General features: G+C 69.2%; 15 protein-coding genes. 8 read left to right on the top strand and 7 right to left on the bottom strand.

Annotation, left to right across the window (positions count from 1 at the left end; genetic code table 11):
• Position 1: 1 nt before the first annotated feature.
• The 5 genes from Q0588_RS05185 to lpdA all read left to right on the top strand — a co-directional run bounded on the left by Q0588_RS05185 (position 2) and on the right by lpdA (position 5,592).
• Entirely contained in the window at positions 2-331 is a 330-nt protein-coding gene (locus Q0588_RS05185) for a septum formation initiator family protein (protein ID WP_298744362.1), read from the top strand.
• A gap of 113 nt (positions 332-444) precedes the next feature.
• Entirely contained in the window at positions 445-1,488 is a 1,044-nt protein-coding gene (pdhA, locus tag Q0588_RS05180) for a pyruvate dehydrogenase (acetyl-transferring) E1 component subunit alpha (protein WP_298744360.1), read from the top strand.
• Positions 1,489-1,491: 3 nt separating this feature from the next.
• Positions 1,492-2,889, top strand: a complete 1,398-nt coding sequence (locus Q0588_RS05175) for a pyruvate dehydrogenase complex E1 component subunit beta (RefSeq protein WP_298744358.1) — start codon at positions 1,492-1,494, stop codon at positions 2,887-2,889.
• Positions 2,886-4,178 carry a pyruvate dehydrogenase complex dihydrolipoamide acetyltransferase gene (locus tag Q0588_RS05170; protein ID WP_298744356.1) on the top strand — a complete coding sequence of 431 codons (1,293 nt, stop codon included), beginning with the start codon at positions 2,886-2,888 and terminating at the stop codon, positions 4,176-4,178. The genes Q0588_RS05175 and Q0588_RS05170 overlap by 4 nt, the downstream gene beginning before the upstream one ends.
• A gap of 10 nt (positions 4,179-4,188) precedes the next feature.
• A complete protein-coding gene (gene lpdA / locus Q0588_RS05165; protein ID WP_298744354.1) occupies positions 4,189-5,592 on the top strand; it encodes a dihydrolipoyl dehydrogenase in 1,404 nt (467 codons plus the stop codon).
• A 19-nt stretch (positions 5,593-5,611) separates the two neighbouring features.
• Here the strand turns inward: lpdA and Q0588_RS05160 are convergent, their stop codons facing one another.
• A complete protein-coding gene (locus Q0588_RS05160; protein WP_298744352.1) occupies positions 5,612-5,794 on the bottom strand; it encodes a DUF3606 domain-containing protein in 183 nt (60 codons plus the stop codon).
• A gap of 272 nt (positions 5,795-6,066) precedes the next feature.
• Here Q0588_RS05160 and Q0588_RS05155 point away from each other — a divergent pair, with 272 nt between their 5' ends.
• Complete coding sequence (locus tag Q0588_RS05155; RefSeq protein WP_298744351.1) at positions 6,067-6,873, top strand: carbonic anhydrase; 807 nt, start codon at positions 6,067-6,069, stop codon at positions 6,871-6,873.
• 5 nt (positions 6,874-6,878) lie between these two features.
• Here Q0588_RS05155 and Q0588_RS05150 read toward each other — a convergent pair whose 3' ends face one another.
• Positions 6,879-7,748, bottom strand: a complete 870-nt coding sequence (locus Q0588_RS05150; RefSeq protein WP_298744349.1) for an NAD(P)-dependent oxidoreductase — start codon at positions 7,746-7,748, stop codon at positions 6,879-6,881.
• A 13-nt stretch (positions 7,749-7,761) separates the two neighbouring features.
• Complete coding sequence (locus Q0588_RS05145; RefSeq protein ID WP_298744347.1) at positions 7,762-8,259, bottom strand: flavin reductase family protein; 498 nt, start codon at positions 8,257-8,259, stop codon at positions 7,762-7,764.
• A gap of 140 nt (positions 8,260-8,399) precedes the next feature.
• Between Q0588_RS05145 and Q0588_RS05140 the strand changes: the two genes are divergently transcribed.
• A complete protein-coding gene (locus tag Q0588_RS05140; RefSeq protein WP_298744344.1) occupies positions 8,400-9,302 on the top strand; it encodes a flagellar motor protein MotB in 903 nt (300 codons plus the stop codon).
• A 124-nt stretch (positions 9,303-9,426) separates the two neighbouring features.
• The gene (locus Q0588_RS05135; protein ID WP_298744342.1) at positions 9,427-10,161 is read left to right on the top strand and encodes an arginyltransferase; all 735 of its coding nucleotides are present in this window, start codon (positions 9,427-9,429) and stop codon (positions 10,159-10,161) included.
• Here the strand turns inward: Q0588_RS05135 and Q0588_RS05130 are convergent.
• From Q0588_RS05130 to Q0588_RS05115, 4 genes are all read right to left on the bottom strand, one after another.
• Positions 10,158-11,177 carry a M48 family metallopeptidase gene (locus tag Q0588_RS05130; RefSeq protein ID WP_298744340.1) on the bottom strand — a complete coding sequence of 340 codons (1,020 nt, stop codon included), beginning with the start codon at positions 11,175-11,177 and terminating at the stop codon, positions 10,158-10,160. The genes Q0588_RS05135 and Q0588_RS05130 overlap by 4 nt on opposite strands.
• A 3-nt stretch (positions 11,178-11,180) precedes the next feature.
• Positions 11,181-11,759, bottom strand: coding sequence for a LemA family protein (locus tag Q0588_RS05125; RefSeq protein WP_298744338.1), 579 nt, complete (start codon positions 11,757-11,759; stop codon positions 11,181-11,183).
• Positions 11,760-11,838: 79 nt separating this feature from the next.
• Positions 11,839-14,040, bottom strand: coding sequence for a DNA topoisomerase IV subunit A (parC, locus tag Q0588_RS05120; protein WP_298744336.1), 2,202 nt, complete (start codon positions 14,038-14,040; stop codon positions 11,839-11,841).
• Between the two features lie 64 nt (positions 14,041-14,104).
• Positions 14,105-15,214: an alkaline phosphatase D family protein gene (locus Q0588_RS05115; protein ID WP_298744335.1), complete on the bottom strand. Its 1,110-nt coding sequence runs from the start codon at positions 15,212-15,214 to the stop codon at positions 14,105-14,107.
• Positions 15,215-15,262: the final 48 nt, after the last annotated feature.

Below are 15,262 nucleotides of genomic sequence, written 5' to 3'. Positions count from 1 at the left end.
AGTGCCCGAGCGGATGAAGCCGTATTTCCCGTCAGCCATGCTGCTGCTGCTGGTCGTCTATCTGGGCGTTCAGGCCCTGACCGGAGAGCGCGGCCTGCTGAGCGGCGGCGAACGCGACGCCATGCTGCTGCGCCGCGAGGCCCAGCTGGCCCGTATTCTCGAACAGCGCCGGGACCTCGAGATCCGCGTCCGCTACCTGCGCGCCGACAGTCTGTCGCGCGATCTGCTGGAGGAAAGGGCGCGGGCCGTGCTCGGCTTCGCCGACCCCCGCGACTACGTCATCCGGGTCTCCGTGCCGGTCCGGGAAGCCGCCGCCGCGCCGCCCGCGTGAACTTTCGTTACAGCGTCGCCGGCGCGCTTTGCGTTTCGGGAACGAAGGCTGCTAAAGCCCCTTTCCGTAACGACAAGAGGTCTCGGAACCGGGGCCCAGCCGGGAGATGACGGATGGCGAAAGCCCCCGCCGCCAAAGCTGATTCCAGCAAGGCGACCAAACCGCCCAACACGCCTCCCAGGAACGGGAATGGGGCCTCGAAGCAGGACCTGCTGCGCTTCTATCGCGAGATGGTGCTGATCCGCCGTTTCGAGGAGCGCGCCGGCCAGCTGTACGGCATGGGCCTGATCGGCGGCTTCTGCCATCTCTACATCGGCCAGGAGGCCGTGGCCGTGGGCGTGCAGGAGAGCGTGCGCCAGGGCCATGACAAGATCATCACCGGCTACCGCGACCATGGCCATATGCTGGCCGCCGGCATGGACCCGAAGGCGGTCATGGCCGAGCTGACCGGCCGCATCGGCGGCTCGTCCAAGGGCAAGGGCGGCTCGATGCACATGTTCGACACCGCCACCGGCTTCTACGGCGGCCACGGCATCGTCGGGGCCCAGGTCGCCCTGGGCACCGGACTGGCCTTCGCCGGCTGGTACCGCGGCGACGACTCGGTCAGCTTCATCTATTTCGGCGACGGGGCGGCCAACCAGGGCCAGGTCTATGAGAGTTTCAACATGGCCCAGCTGTGGAAGCTGCCGGCCATCTACATCATCGAGAACAACCAGTACGCCATGGGCACGAGCATCGAACGCTCGTCGTCGACGACCGACCTGAGTCAGCGCGGGGCCAGTTTCGGCATCCCCGGCGAGCAGGTCGACGGCATGGACGTGCTGGCCGTGCGCGACGCCGTGGCGCGGGCGGTCAGGCGGGCGAGGGAAGGGGGCGGCCCCTTCATCCTTGAGGTGAAGACCTACCGCTACCGCGGTCATTCCATGAGCGATCCGGCCAAATACCGCACCAAGGAGGAGGTCGACGAGGTCAAGAAGACCCGCGATCCGATCGACCACATCAAGATGCTGCTGGATCAGGCCGGCGCGACCGAGGACGAGCTCAAGGCCATCGACAACGAGGTCAAGGCCATCGTCGCCGAGGCCGTGCAGTTCGCCCAGGAAAGCCCGGAGCCGGATCCGTCCGAACTCTACACTGACGTCTACGTGGAGGCCTGAACCGTGACCGACATCCTGATGCCGGCGCTGTCGCCCACGATGGAAGAGGGGACGCTGACCAGATGGCACATCAAGGCGGGAGACGCGGTGGCGGCCGGCCAGGTGATCGCCGAGATCGAGACCGACAAGGCCACGATGGAGGTCGAGGCCGTCGACGAGGGCGAGGTGCTGGAGATTCTCGTGGCGGAGGGGTCGGAGGGCGTGAAGGTCAATACGCCGATCGCGCGGTTGGCGGGTGAGGACGGCGCGGCGAATTCGACGACCCGATCCGGGGACACCGGAGACAGCGCGAAGACGACTTCGGGGACTTCGGGGACGAAGGCCGCGGCCGAGGGCAAGACCGGCGATCCGGAGAAGGCGTCGACCCAGACGGCCGGGCCGAAGGTCGAGCTGAAGGACCCGGAGATCCCCGCCGGGGCCAAACTGGTCAAGACCACCATCCGCGACGCCCTGCGCGACGCCATGGCCGAGGAGATGCGCCGCGACGACAAGGTCTTCCTGATCGGCGAGGAGGTCGCCCAGTACCAGGGGGCCTACAAGGTCAGCCGCGAACTGCTGCAGGAGTTCGGCGACAGGCGCGTCGTCGACACCCCGATCACCGAGCACGGCTTCGCCGGCCTCGGCGTCGGGGCGGCCATGGCCGGGCTCAAGCCGATCGTCGAATTCATGACGTTCAACTTCGCCATGCAGGCCATCGACCACATCATCAATTCGGCGGCCAAGACGCTGTACATGTCGGGCGGCCAGATCACCGCCAGTGTGGTGTTCCGCGGCCCCAACGGCGCGGCCAGCCGGGTCGGCGCCCAGCACAGCCAGGACTATTCCGCCTGGTACGCCAACGTCCCCGGCCTCAAGGTCATCGCCCCCTATGACGCCGCCGACGCCAAGGGCCTGCTGAAGGCGGCGATCCGCGATCCCAACCCGGTCGTCTTCCTCGAACACGAGATGATGTACGGGCTGGAGTTCGACGTGCCCGAGGTCGAGGACTACGTCCTGCCGATCGGCAAGGCCAGGGTCCGCCGTGAGGGCACCGACGTGACCATCACCGCCCACAGCCGCATGGTCGGCTTCGCCCTGCAGGCTGCGGAGAGGCTGGCGGAGGAGGGGATCAGCTGCGAGGTCGTCGACCTGCGCACCCTGCGCCCGCTCGACCACGAAACCGTCGTCGAGAGCGTCAGGAAGACCAGCCGTCTGGTCTCCGCGGAAGAGGGCTGGGGCCCGATGGGCGTCGGCGCCGAGGTCGTGGCCCGGGTCATCGAACACGCCTTCGACTGGCTCGACGCGCCGCCGTTGCGGGTCCACCAGGAAGACGTGCCGCTGCCCTACGCCGCCAACCTCGAGGCCCTGTCGCTGCCCGGCGCCGACAAGATCATCAAGGCCGTCAAACAGGTGATGGCATGACCGACATCCTGATGCCGGCCCTGTCGCCCACCATGGAGGAGGGCGTGCTGGCCAAATGGCACGTCAAGGTCGGCGACACGGTCAAGGCCGGCGACGTCATCGCCGAGATCGAGACCGACAAGGCGACCATGGAGGTCGAGGCCGTCGACGAGGGCGAGATCACCGACATCCTCGTGGCCGAAGGCTCCGAGGGGGTGAAGGTCAACACCCCGATCGCGCGGCTCAAGGACGAGGGCGGCGCGACCGCTCCGGCTCCGAAGGCCGAGGCGCCCGAGCCCGAGACCGCCAAGGCTGGGCCGGCGAAAGCCGAACCCGCCAGGGCCGAAACGCCGAAGCCCGAGCCCGCCGGGGCCGGGGCTCCGAAAGCCGGGCCGGCGAAGGGCGACGGTGAACGAATCTTCGCCTCGCCCCTGGCCCGTCGCCTTGCCGCGCAGGCGGGTCTCGACCTGAAGTCCATCAAGGGCACTGGTCCGCACGGCCGCATCGTCAAACGCGACGTCGAGGGCGCCGGCAAGGGCGGCGCCCGGCCGTCGGCCGCGGCGTCGCTTGCCGGGGAACCGCGCAAGGTCCTGTCGCTGGCCCAGATGGGCATCCCCGACGGCAGCTACGACCTCGTCCCGCTGGACGGCATGCGCAAGGCCATCGCCCGGCGCCTGACCGACAGTTTCCGCGACGTGCCGCATTTCCCCCTGACCATCGACTGCGAGATCGACGGCCTGCTGGCCGCCCGCGCCAAGGTCAACGCCCTGCTCGAGAAGGACGGGATCAAGGTCTCGGTCAATGACTTCGTCATCAAGGCCGGCGCCATGGCTCTGAAGGCGGTGCCGGAGGCCAATGCCAGCTATTCGCCCGAGGGCCTGGCGATGCACCACAACGCCGACGTGGCCATGGCCGTGGCCATCGACGGCGGCCTGATCACCCCGATCATCCGCAAGGCCGAGACCAAGACCCTGTCGCAGATCGCCACGGAGTCGAAGGACCTCGCCAAACGGGCCCGCGACCGCAAGCTGAAGCCCGAGGAATTCCAGGGCGGCACCTTCAGCGTGTCCAACCTCGGCATGTTCGGCATCCAGTCCTTCGCCTCGATCATCAACGAGCCCCAGGGGGCGATCATGAGCGTCGGGGCCGGGGAGCCGCGCCCCGTGGTCAAGGACGGCCAGCTGGCCGTGGCCACGGTGATGACCGTCACCCTGACCTGCGATCATCGCGTCGTCGACGGCGTGATCGGCGCGAGATTCCTGCAGGTCTTCAAGGCGATGATCGAGGATCCCGTGACGATGCTGGCGTAAGGAAGAGACCGTGGCTGAATTCGACCTCATCGTCATCGGCTCGGGACCGGGCGGCTATGTGGCGGCGATCCGCGCCAGCCAGCTGGGCCTGAAGACGGCCATCGTCGAGCGCGAGGCGCTGGGCGGCATCTGCCTGAACTGGGGCTGTATCCCGACCAAGGCCCTGCTGAAGTCGGGCGAGAAATACGAGAGCCTGTCGCACCTGAAGGACTACGGCCTGTCGGCCGAAAAGGTCGGCTTCGACTTCGACGCCATCATCCAGCGCTCGCGCGGGGTGGCCGCCCAGATGAACAAGGGCGTCGCCTTCCTGATGAAGAAGCACAAGGTCGAGGTGATCGAGGGCTCGGCCAAGCTGGAGAGGGGCAGGGACGCGCCGAAGGTGGTCGTCGCCCTGAAGGCCGGCGGTTCGCGCACCATCGAGGCGAAGACGGTCATGCTGGCCGTCGGCGCCCGCGCCAAGGCTCTCCCGCAGATCGGCCTCGAGGCCGACGGCGACCGCATCTGGGCCTATCGCGAGGCCATGGCGCCGAAGAAGCTGCCGGCCTCGATCGTGGTCATCGGCTCGGGCGCCATCGGCATTGAATTCGGCAGCTTCTACAGAGCCCTGGGCGTGGAAGTTACGATCGTGGAAGCGGTCGACCGGATCATGCCGGTCGAGGATGAAGAGGTCTCCAAGGCCGCGCAAAAAGCGTTCGAGAAGCGCGGCATGAAATTCCGCACCGGCTGCAAGGTCACCCAGGTCTCGAAAGGCGGGAAGGGCGTCCAGGTCGCCCTCGAGGCCGGCGGCAAGGCCGAGACGCTGGAGGCCGAGGTGTGCATCTCGGCGGTCGGCATCACCGCCAACACCGACGGCATCGGCCTGGAGGGGCTGGGCGTGGCCATGGACCGCGGCCACATCACCATCGACGGCCACTGCCGGACCAATCTGCCTGGTCTTTATGCCATCGGCGACTGCGCCGGCGCGCCCTGGCTGGCGCACAAGGCCTCGCACGAGGGCATCCACGCCGCCGAACACATCGCCGGCTACAAGACCCCCAACATCCATTCGCCGATCGCCGGCTGCACCTACGCCCAGCCGCAGGTGGCCTCGGTCGGGATCACCGAGCAGGGGGCCCGCGAGGCCAAACGCGAGGTCAGGGTCGGCCGCTTCCCGTTCCGGGTCAACGGCAAGGCCGTGGCCGCCGGCGAGATCGAGGGCTTCGTCAAGACCATCTTCGACGCCAGGACCGGGGCGCTGATCGGCGCCCATATGATCGGGGCCGAGGTCACCGAGATGATCCAGGGCTATGTCACCGCCATCGCCATGGAGGCGACGGAGGAGGAGATGCACGGCATCGTCTATCCGCACCCCACCATGTCCGAGGCCATGCACGAGGCCTCGCTGGACGCCTATCAGCGGGTGCTTCACCTCTGAGGGCGGGCCGCGGCCGACCTCAGCGCTTCTTGCCGAGTTCGGCGGCGATGTCCCTGACCATGCGGCCGGCCTTGCGGTGGGCGGCGACGATCTGGTCGCGGGTCACGCCCCAGCGCTTCATCCAGTATTCGACCGCCTGACGCTCTGACAGGTCGAGCCGGTCCTTGTCGATGAAGCCGCGCTTGTCCTTCAGGCCCGCCATGGTCGCTCCTATGCCCCGGAAGGGTAGCTGAACAGGCCGCCGTCGGCGAGAGGCTCCATGTCAGTATCGCGCCTAAGAGATATTATGCGCAATTAAAACCAGGGCAAGGCTCCGAAAGGTCTTTAGCGTATGGTCGATCTTCTTGTGACAAGACCCTAATATTACATACCTTGTCCCCGTAGGCGCCGACGCAGACGCCGCCGACCGCGTCCGGCTTCACAGTCCCGTCGCCTTCGGGCATTAACCGGTTAACGGCGTTACGGGAGGATGTCATGGGTTGGCTGTTCGGGCGTGGAAAGGCCAGGTCGGGTCCCCGGGAGATCGCGCCGACGCCGGAGCCGGAGCCGCCGGAGCCGCCAACGCCGGACCCGGCGCCGGAGCCGGACCTGACGGCGGAGCCCGCGGCCGAGGACGGCGGCCTCGTGGCGCCCCGGCCTTCGCCCGACGAGGCCCTGGCCATGTTGCGCGAGGGCAACGCCGCCTTCCTGCGCGGCGAGAGCAACCTGGGTCACGTGAAGGCCGACGATCTCGACCGCCTGCAAGGCGGCCAGCACCCGATCGCCACCATTGTCGGATGCGCCGACAGCCGGACCCCGCCGACCATCCTGTTCAACCAGGGTTTCGGCCGCCTGTTCAGCATCCGGGTGGCGGGCAATACGGTGGACCGGCGCGGCCTCGCCTCGATCGTCTATGCGGTCAAACACCTGCAGTGCCCGCTGGTGGTGGTGATGGGCCACACCGGCTGCGGCGCCGTGGCCGCCGCCGAGGCCATCGTCGACGGCAAGGCGACGCTCGATCCGTCGCTGGAGGAGATGATCGTGCCGATCATCCCCGCCGTGCTGGACGCCCGCCGCTCGGACGCCGCCGACATGGCCGTGCGCGCCGTCGAGGAGAACGCCCGCCGCGTCGCCGAAAAGCTGGCGGTGGCCGACGCCTCGCTGGCCGACGCGATCGCCGCCGGTGACCTGAAGGTGCTGGCCGCCGTCAAGCTCATGCACTCCGGAGAGGTGAGATTCCTCGGCGACGCCCGGCCCGCGGCGCCGGCGGCCGCGGCGGAACCCGCGCTGGAGCCGGCCTGAGCCGCTCAGGCGGTCCGGGCCGGTTTCCGCAGCCGGGCCGCGAGGCTGGAGGTGTCCCATCGGGATCCGCCCATCGCCTGGACCTCGGAATAGAACTGGTCGACCAGGGCGGTCAGCGCCAGATGGGCGCCGTTGGCGCGGGCCTCGTCCAGCACCAGCCCGAGGTCCTTGCGCATCCAGTCGACCGCGAAGCCGAAGTCGAACTGACCGGCCGCGGCGGTCTTCCAGCGATTGTCCATCTGCCAGGACTGGGCGGCGCCCTTGGAGATCGCCTCATAGACGGCCCCGGTGTCCAGCCCCGCCGCCTGGGCGAAATGGATCGCCTCGGCGAGACCCTGGACGACGCCGGCGATGGCGATCTGGTTGACCATCTTGGTCAACTGCCCCGAGCCGGCCGGGCCCATGTGTTTCACCGCCTTCGCATAGTGGGTGAGGACCGGTTCGACCCGCGCCAGCGCGGCGGCGTCGCCGCCGGCCATGACGCTGAGCTGGCCGTTCTCGGCCCCGGCCTGGCCGCCGGAGACCGGCGCATCAATGAAGAAGGCCCCCTGCCCCGAGGCCAGCTCCGCCATTTCGCGCGCCACCTTCGCCGAGGCGGTGGTGTGGTCGACAAGGACGGCCCCCTCCCCCAACGCCGGCAGGGCGGCCGCCACCGCCTCGCGCACGTCGTCGTCGTCGCCGACGCACAGGATGAACAGCTCGGCGCCGGTCCCGGCCTCTCCTGCGGTGGCGGCGAAGCGGCCGCCGGTCGCCTCGGCCCAGGCCCGCGCCTTGCCCGGCGACCGGTTGAAGCCGGCGACGTCATGGCCGGCCTCGACAAGGTGGCGCGCCATCGGCCCGCCCATGACGCCCAGGCCCGCAAAGCCGATCTTCATGCCCGTCGTCCCCTCAGTTGTCCGGTTCGATGGCGGCGCCGTAGCGGCCGCGGTAATAGGTCAGGGCGTCGCCGGGGCGGGTTTCGAACCGCTGGACCTCGCCGACGATGGTCAGGTGATCGCCCATGACGATGCGGTCGCCGGCGAGGCAGTCCAGCCGGGTCAGGGCGTTCTTGAGCCGGGGCGGCTCGGGGCTGGAGCTGTCGAATTCATCCGACGACAGCCGGCAGACGCCCCAGGCGAATCGATCCGACATGTCGCGGTCCTCGACCGGCAGCATATGGACGGCGAACCGGTCGGCGCGGGCGAAGGCGTCATGGCGCCAGGAGGTGCGGTCGAGGCACCAGAGGATCAGCGGCGGCCTCAGCGACACCGAGGTGAAGGAATTGACCGTGATGCCGAACGGCCCCTCATCGGTGTGGGCCGTGACGACGCAGACGCCGGTGGCGAAACCGCCGAGAGCCTGCCGGTAGGCCGCGATATCGAACTCGTCCGGGGTGTCGGGGGTCACCCGGAACGACTAGGCGAGGCCCGCCCCCCCGGCAAGGCCGGATTTCGCCGCCGGCCGACGTGGTGAGCGCGTATCGCAAACGACTTCTTAACGCCGAACCGGGACTGTGGCGCCAACGGGTTGGGAGTGCGAGTCTTGCGATGTCGGTGAGTGATCGGCCGATCCTGATCAAGAAGGTCAAGAAGGTCGCCGGCCATGCGCACCATGGCGGCGCCTGGAAGGTGGCCTATGCGGACTTCGTGACCGCGATGATGGCCTTCTTCCTGCTGATGTGGCTGATCAACACCACCGACCCGGAACAGAAGCGCGGCATCGCCGAATATTTCGCCCCGGCCAGCGTCTCGGCGACGACCTCCGGCTCGGGCGGCATCCTCGGCGGCACCTCTCTGGGCGACGACGGGGCCAAGGGCTCGGGCTCGCAGTCGCTGATCAGCCAGCTGGCCCCCGAGGCGCCGCCGGACGCGCCGCGCGAGGCCGGTCAGAGCCCGAACCTCGCGGCGGCCAGCGAAGCGGCGCTGCGCGACGAGATCGCCCGGCGCGAGGCGGCGGAATTCTCGTCGGCGGCCGAGTCGCTGCGCCAGGCCATGCAGTCGATGCCGGAACTGGCGGAACTGTCCAAACAGCTGATCATCGACCAGACCCCCGAGGGGCTCCGCATCCAGCTCGTCGACCAGGAGGGGCGGTCGATGTTCGAGACCAATTCGGCCCGGCCGAACCCCCGGGCCCAGCTGCTGCTGAGGGCCATCTCGCGCGTCATCAACCAGCTGCCCAACCGCATATCCGTCACCGGGCACACCTCGGCGGCGGCCGGTTCGAACCGGGCCAGCGGCCCCAACGACTGGACCCTGTCCTCGGCCCGGGCCAACGCCTCGCGGCTGATCCTTCAGACCGCCGGGGTCGACCCCGACCGGGTCTACCAGGTGTCGGGCAAGGCCGGGTCGGACCCGCTCTATCCGGACGATCCCACCCTGGCCGGCAACCGCCGCATCGCCATCGTCCTGTTGCGCGAGGCGCCGGTGCTGCCGACGGACACCAGCCTGTGACAGCCGGCCCGTCGCTCTGGCGTCGGGCGAAGGGCCTTGCGGCGCAGGCCGGCGCGAGGCCAAATCGGCGCATGCACAAGCGGGCGCCAAACTGTCGTCGGAATTGGGTGGGGAGCTGTCGCCCGTGACCCGGCTCGTACCCCAGCGCCAGTTGCGCTTCTACATGACCTCGGTGGCCCCCTGCCCCTACCTGCCGGGCCGGACCGAGCGGAAGGTGTTCGCCAACCTGCCGTTCAGCGAAGGCGCCCATGTCAACGACGAACTGACCCAGGCCGGCTTCCGGCGCAGCCAGAACATCGCCTACCGGCCCGCCTGCGAGGGCTGCGACGCCTGCGTCTCGGTGCGGCTGCCGGTGGCGGCGTTCCGCTTCTCGCGGTCCGAGCGCAGGGTGCTGAAGCGCAACGCCGACCTGACCCGCGACCTGGTCGAGGCCGAGGCCACCGTGGAGCAGTTCGACCTGCTGCGCCGCTATCTGCACGGGCGCCATCCGGGCGGCGGCATGAGCAGCATGGGCTGGCTCGACTATGTGGCCATGGTCGAGGACACGGCGGTGCGGACCCATCTGATCGAATACCGGCGCCCCTCCGACGACGGCGGGCCCGGCGACCTGGTCGGCGTCTGCCTGACCGACCTGCTCTCGGACGGGCTGTCGATGGTCTACAGCTTCTTCGACCCGGCGATGGAGGCCCGCAGCCTGGGCCGTTTCGCCATCCTCGACCATGTGCGGCAGGCGGCGACGGTCGGGCTGCCGTTCGTCTATCTGGGCTACTGGGTGCGGGGCTCGCGCAAGATGGACTACAAGGCCGACTTCCGGCCGCTCGAGCGCCTGACCCGGCTGGGCTGGGAGCGGCTGGCCTAGCCCGCCGCCGGAACCGAGGCGCCGTAGGCCGAGGGGGCCCCGCCCGCCCATGGCCCCGGGTCGCGCCCTCCCCCGAATTTCACCAGGGCGTCGACGCGTTTCTGGATCGGCGGATGGCTGGCGAACAGGCCCTCGAGGCCGACGCCGTCGGGCTGGTTGTCGAGAAACAGCTGCTGGACCTCGTCCGGCCCCTTGATCGAGGAGCGTCCCTCGATCTTGCGCAGGGCCGAGATCATCGCGTCGGGATTCCTGGTCAGCTCCACCGCCCCGGCGTCGGCGACGAACTCGCGGGTGCGCGACAGCATCATGCGGATGACGAAGGCGAGCACGAAGCCGATCACCGCAAAGGCCAGGCCGATCAGGATCAGCGGCCCGGCGTTCTTGTTGTCGCGCCGGCCGCCGCGCGAATAGACCAGGCCGCGGAAGACCAGCTCGGCGATGACGCTGATGATGCCGGCGAAGATCGAGGCGATCACCATGGTCCGCACATCCTTGTTGATGACGTGGGTCAGTTCGTGGGCCAGCACCGCCTCGAGCTCGTCGCGGGTCAGGGCGTTGACCAGGCCGCGGGTGACGGTGACGCTGTACTGGCCCTCGTGCAGGCCGGTGGCGAAGGCGTTGAGGCTGTCGGTCTCGATCATGCGCAGCGTCGGGGTGCGCAGCCCGCGCGAGATGGCGAGGTTCTCCAGCAGGTTGTAGAGTTCCGGCTCGGTGCGCCGCTCGACCTTGCGGGCGCCGGTGAAGGCGTCGATCATCGCCTGGTTGCCGAACCAGGCGATGGTGAACCAGAGGGCGGAGATGATCAGGGCCGTCGGCACGGTCCAGCCCAGCCACGAGGCGGCCAGGGCCATGTCGTCGCCCAGGCCGCGGCCCGTTCCGGGCAGGAAGCCGAAGCCCATCAGGATCAGCTGCGCGCCATAGAGGATGAGGACCACCAGCACGGGAAAGCCGGCGAGCAGCAGGATCGACCGCGTGTTGTTCGCCCAGATGTGGGTCTGGAGCCCGACCGCGCGCATGGATCAGGCCCGGAAATTCACCGTCGGCGGCGCGGCGCTCATCGCCGCCCGGTCAGCCTCGCCGAGGTCGAAGAAGGGCTTGTCCCGGCCGAAGCCGACCATGGCGGCGAACAGCACGGTCGGAAACTGGCGGCGCACGGCGTTGAACTCGCTGACGGCGTTGTTGAAGAAGCGGCGGGCGGCGGCGAGCTTGTTCTCGATGTCCGACAGCTCGGACTGGAGCTGCTGGAAATTGGTGTTGGCCTTGAGGTCCGGATAGGCCTCGGCGACGGCGAACAGCCGGCCCAGCGAGGCGGTCAGCATGTTCTCGGCCTGGACCTTGTCATTGACCGAGGCGGCCCCGGCGGCGGCGGCGCGGGCGGCGGTGACGGCGTCGAGCGTGCCGCGCTCGTGCGTGGCGTAGCCCTTCACCGTCTCGACCAGATTGGGGATCAGATCCTGGCGCTGTTTCAGCTGGACGTCGATGTCGGCGAACGACTGGTCGGCGCGCTGGTCCAGCGCGACCAGCCGGTTGTAGGCCCCGACGACGACGAACAGCACCACGGCGACGATGACGGCGATGACGATCAGGGTGGTCAGCATGGCGGTCTCCAGTCCCGGCCGAGGGCCGGCCGTCCGTGATTATCGGGCGCCGTCGCGACACCCGATAGTGAAATCGGCGTCACCTGAATTTGCGCAGCCCCCGCGGCCCCTGCCGTCCGGCCCCGGCGCGCTTGCCGAGCCAGTCCTTCCAGTCGGGCCAGTTGCGCCGCCGGCCGCCGCCGTCGACCCATTCGGGGCCGCGGGCGCCGTCGAACACGGTCACGTCGGCCAGGCCGCCCTGTCTGTAGGACTGCAGCCTGACCCCCTTGCCGCGCGCCATCTCGGGCAGGTCGGCGAGCGGGAAGATCAGGGCCTTGAGGTTGTCGCCGATCGTGGCGACATGGTCGCCGGCGACGCGGATGGCGGCGCGCATCTCGCCGTTCAGCACCTGTTTGCCGCCGCGCTTCTGGGCCAGCAGCCCGTCCTCGGGGGCGATGAAGCCATAGCCGGCCTTGGACGCCACCAGCAGCCGGCCGCCCGGCTGATGGGCCAGCAGGTTGACGATCCCGGCCCCCTCGTCGAGCCCGATCATCAGCCGCACGGGCTCGCCGTGGCCGCGTCCGGAGGCCAGCCTGTCGGCGCCGATGGTGAAGATGCGGCCGTCCGAGGCCGCCAGCAGCAGCTTGTCGGTGGTGAAGGCGGGCACGAGGAAGGCGAGGCTGTCGCCCTCCTTGAACTTCAGTTCCGACGGGTCGTCGACCTTGCCCCTGGCGGCGCGGATCCAGCCCCGCCCGGACAGGATCACCGTGATCGCCTCGCGCGGGATGAAGGCCTCGGCCGGGGCCAGCGCCGAACTGTCCACCGCCTCGGAGATGGTGGTGCGGCGGGGCGAGACCAGCGCCTTGCGGACCGCCTCGAGGTCCTTGCCGATCTGCCTCCACTGTTTCGCCGGCGACGACGACAGCGATTTCAGAGTTTCAAGTTCATTCGACAATGCCTTGTATTCGTTCTCGATCGTCATCTCCTCGATCCGCGCCAGCTGGCGCAGGCGGGTGTCGAGGATGAAGTCGGCCTGGGCCTCGGTCAGGCCGAAGCGGGCGATCAGCACCGCCTTGGGCTGTTCCTCCTCGCGGACGATGCGGATCACCTCGTCAAGGTTGAGGAAGACGATCCTCAAGCCCTCCAGCAGGTGGAGCCGCTTCTCGACCCGGTCGATGCGCCAGCCGGCCCGGCGCACCAGCACCTCGCGGCGGTGATCGAGGAAGGCCTGCAGGCAGGCCTTCAGCCCCATCACCCGCGGCGTGCCCGCGGCGTCCAGCACGTTCATATTGACCGGGAAGCGGACCTCGAGATCGGAGAGCTTGAACAGGCTCTCCATCAGCACCCCGGGCTCGATGGCGCGGGATTTCGGCTCCAGCACCAGGCGGATGTCCTCGGCCGACTCGTCGCGCACGTCGCCCAGCAGCGGGGCCTTCCTGGTCTCGATCAGGTCGGCGAGGTCGGCGATCAGCTTCGACTTCTGCACCTGGTAGGGCATTTCGGTGACGACGATGCGCCAGACGCCGCGGCCGAGCTCCTCGGTCTCCCAGCGGGCGCGCAGCCGCACCCCGCCCCGGCCGGTCTCATAGGCCTCGAGGATGGCGGCGTGGCCCTCGACCGCCACCCCGCCGGTCGGGAAGTCCGGGCCCGGCACGATCCGGGCCAGGTCCTCCATGCTCGCCTCGGGCCGTTCGAGCAGCAGGCCGCAGGCGTCGATCAGTTCGCCGACATTGTGCGGCGGGATCGAGGTGGCCATGCCGACGGCGATGCCCGACGAGCCGTTGGCCAGCAGATTGGGGAAGCCGGCGGGCAGGACGACCGGCTCCTCGTCCTGGTCGTCATAGGTGGGCCGGAAGTCCACCGGGTCCTGGTCGATGCCCTCCATCAGCAGGACCGCGGCGGGCGTCAGCTTGCACTCGGTGTAGCGCATGGCCGCGGCGTTATCGCCGTCGATATTGCCGAAATTGCCCTGGCCGTCGACCAGCGGATAGCGCTGCGAGAAGTCCTGCGCCAACCGCACCAGGGCGTCATAGATCGAGGCGTCGCCGTGCGGGTGATAGCCGCCCATGACCTCGCCGACGACCTTGGCGCATTTGCGCGCCGCCGCCTGCGGGTTCAGCCGCATCTGGTGCATGGCGTACATGATGCGCCGGTGCACCGGCTTGAAGCCGTCGCGCACGTCCGGCAGGGCCCGGTTGGTGATGGTCGACAGGGCGTAGGCGAGATAGCGCCGCGACAGCGCCTCGCTCATCGGCTCGTCGATTATGCGTCCGCCCTCGGGCGGCGGGGTGTGAACGGTCATGGGGGTGTGAATCGGGCGAATCGATCTGCCAGTCCAGCCCTTCGACCGCCCCGCAGTGGACGGATCAGACCGTCAGATCGCCGACCCGGATCGCCTGCTGCAGCCGGACCGCGCCGTTGACGTCGCGAATCTCGGCCAGGACCGTCGGACTCCCGTCGCCCCAGCCGAGCGTCAGCAGGCCGAAATTCTGCTCCCGGTAGACCTCGCCGACCCGCAGCGCATTGGGCGGCGTCACCGGCCAGACCTCGGTCAGGCCCGAAGAGGTGATGTCCCACAGCGGATAGGGGGTATTGACGTCCAGCCGCGAGATTTCGCCGTAGTGGGTGTCGCCCGACAGGCAGATCAGGCCGTTGGCCCGGTTGTCGCGGATGGCGGCGATCAGGCGCTGGTGATCGTGGGCGAAATTGATCCACCCCTCCCAGCCGGCGAAATCGGCCACCACCTGCAGGCTGGAGCCGAGCACCCTGACGTCGGCCGGAACCGACAGCTGTTCCTCCAGCCAGCGCCACTGCACCTCGCCCAGCTGGGTGGCCGTGGTCTCGGGGTTCCTCATATAGGGGCCGGGGGTCGGCTCGCCGGCCTCGGCCCGCTTCTCGATCCAGGCCTCATAGTCCTGACCGCCCAGTTCCAGCGGCACCAGCGGCGTGCGGTTCCAGCGCAGGTCGGGCAGGATGATCTGCACCCGCCGCCCGGCCGGGCCGAACACATGGGCGGTGTAGATGCCGTCGCGGGTCCGGCGCGGACTGTCGGCGGGCTCGCCGAAGAAGTCGAGGAACTGGCGGCGGCTCTCCTCCTTCATCGGATAGTCGACGCCGGCGTCGTCCTCGCCGAAATCGTGGTCGTCCCAGATGGCCAGGATCGGCACGGTCGCCTTCAGCCGCTGGAAACCGGGCTGGGCCGCCAGCTCGGCGTATTTGCGGCGCATCACCGCCGGGTTGCGGGTGTCCAGATAGACGTTGTCGCCGAGGAAGATGAACAGGTCCGGCCGGGCGGCCAGCACCGCGTCCCAGATCGGCTGCGGCTTGTCGCTGCGGGCGCAGGAGCCGAAGGCGATGCGGGTCAGGGCGCGCTCCGACAGCGGATGCGGGTCGGACCGGGCCGCCCGGGCCGCGCCCGCGACCAGGCCGGCCGTCGCGGTTCCGGCCACGAGGCCGCGTCTGGAAATTCCGGTCATCGGAGGCTCCTTGGGGGTGAAACACCAGAACGGGGCGTCCGCGACCGG

Origin of the sequence: uncultured Brevundimonas sp. (genome assembly GCF_937870815.1) — a bacterium.
Lineage (GTDB): Bacteria > Pseudomonadota > Alphaproteobacteria > Caulobacterales > Caulobacteraceae > Brevundimonas.
The sequence above is the reverse complement of the archived record's forward strand: the minus strand, read 5'-3'. Positions and strand labels throughout refer to the sequence as shown.

Excerpts from the sequence above, each read along its gene's own strand:
- parC (WP_298744336.1), bottom strand. The coding sequence starts at position 14,040 with ATGACCGTTCACACCCCGCCGCCCGAGGGCGGACGCATAATCGACGAG.
- Q0588_RS05140 (WP_298744344.1), top strand. The coding sequence starts at position 8,400 with ATGTCGGTGAGTGATCGGCCGATCCTGATCAAGAAGGTCAAGAAGGTC.
- Q0588_RS05115 (WP_298744335.1), bottom strand. The coding sequence starts at position 15,214 with ATGACCGGAATTTCCAGACGCGGCCTCGTGGCCGGAACCGCGACGGCC.
- Q0588_RS05125 (WP_298744338.1), bottom strand. The coding sequence starts at position 11,759 with ATGCTGACCACCCTGATCGTCATCGCCGTCATCGTCGCCGTGGTGCTG.
- Q0588_RS05170 (WP_298744356.1), top strand. The coding sequence starts at position 2,886 with ATGACCGACATCCTGATGCCGGCCCTGTCGCCCACCATGGAGGAGGGC.
- Q0588_RS05150 (WP_298744349.1), bottom strand. The coding sequence starts at position 7,748 with ATGAAGATCGGCTTTGCGGGCCTGGGCGTCATGGGCGGGCCGATGGCG.
- Q0588_RS05130 (WP_298744340.1), bottom strand. The coding sequence starts at position 11,177 with ATGCGCGCGGTCGGGCTCCAGACCCACATCTGGGCGAACAACACGCGG.
- Q0588_RS05160 (WP_298744352.1), bottom strand. The coding sequence starts at position 5,794 with ATGGCGGGCCTGAAGGACAAGCGCGGCTTCATCGACAAGGACCGGCTC.
- pdhA (WP_298744360.1), top strand. The coding sequence starts at position 445 with ATGGCGAAAGCCCCCGCCGCCAAAGCTGATTCCAGCAAGGCGACCAAA.
- Q0588_RS05155 (WP_298744351.1), top strand. The coding sequence starts at position 6,067 with ATGGGTTGGCTGTTCGGGCGTGGAAAGGCCAGGTCGGGTCCCCGGGAG.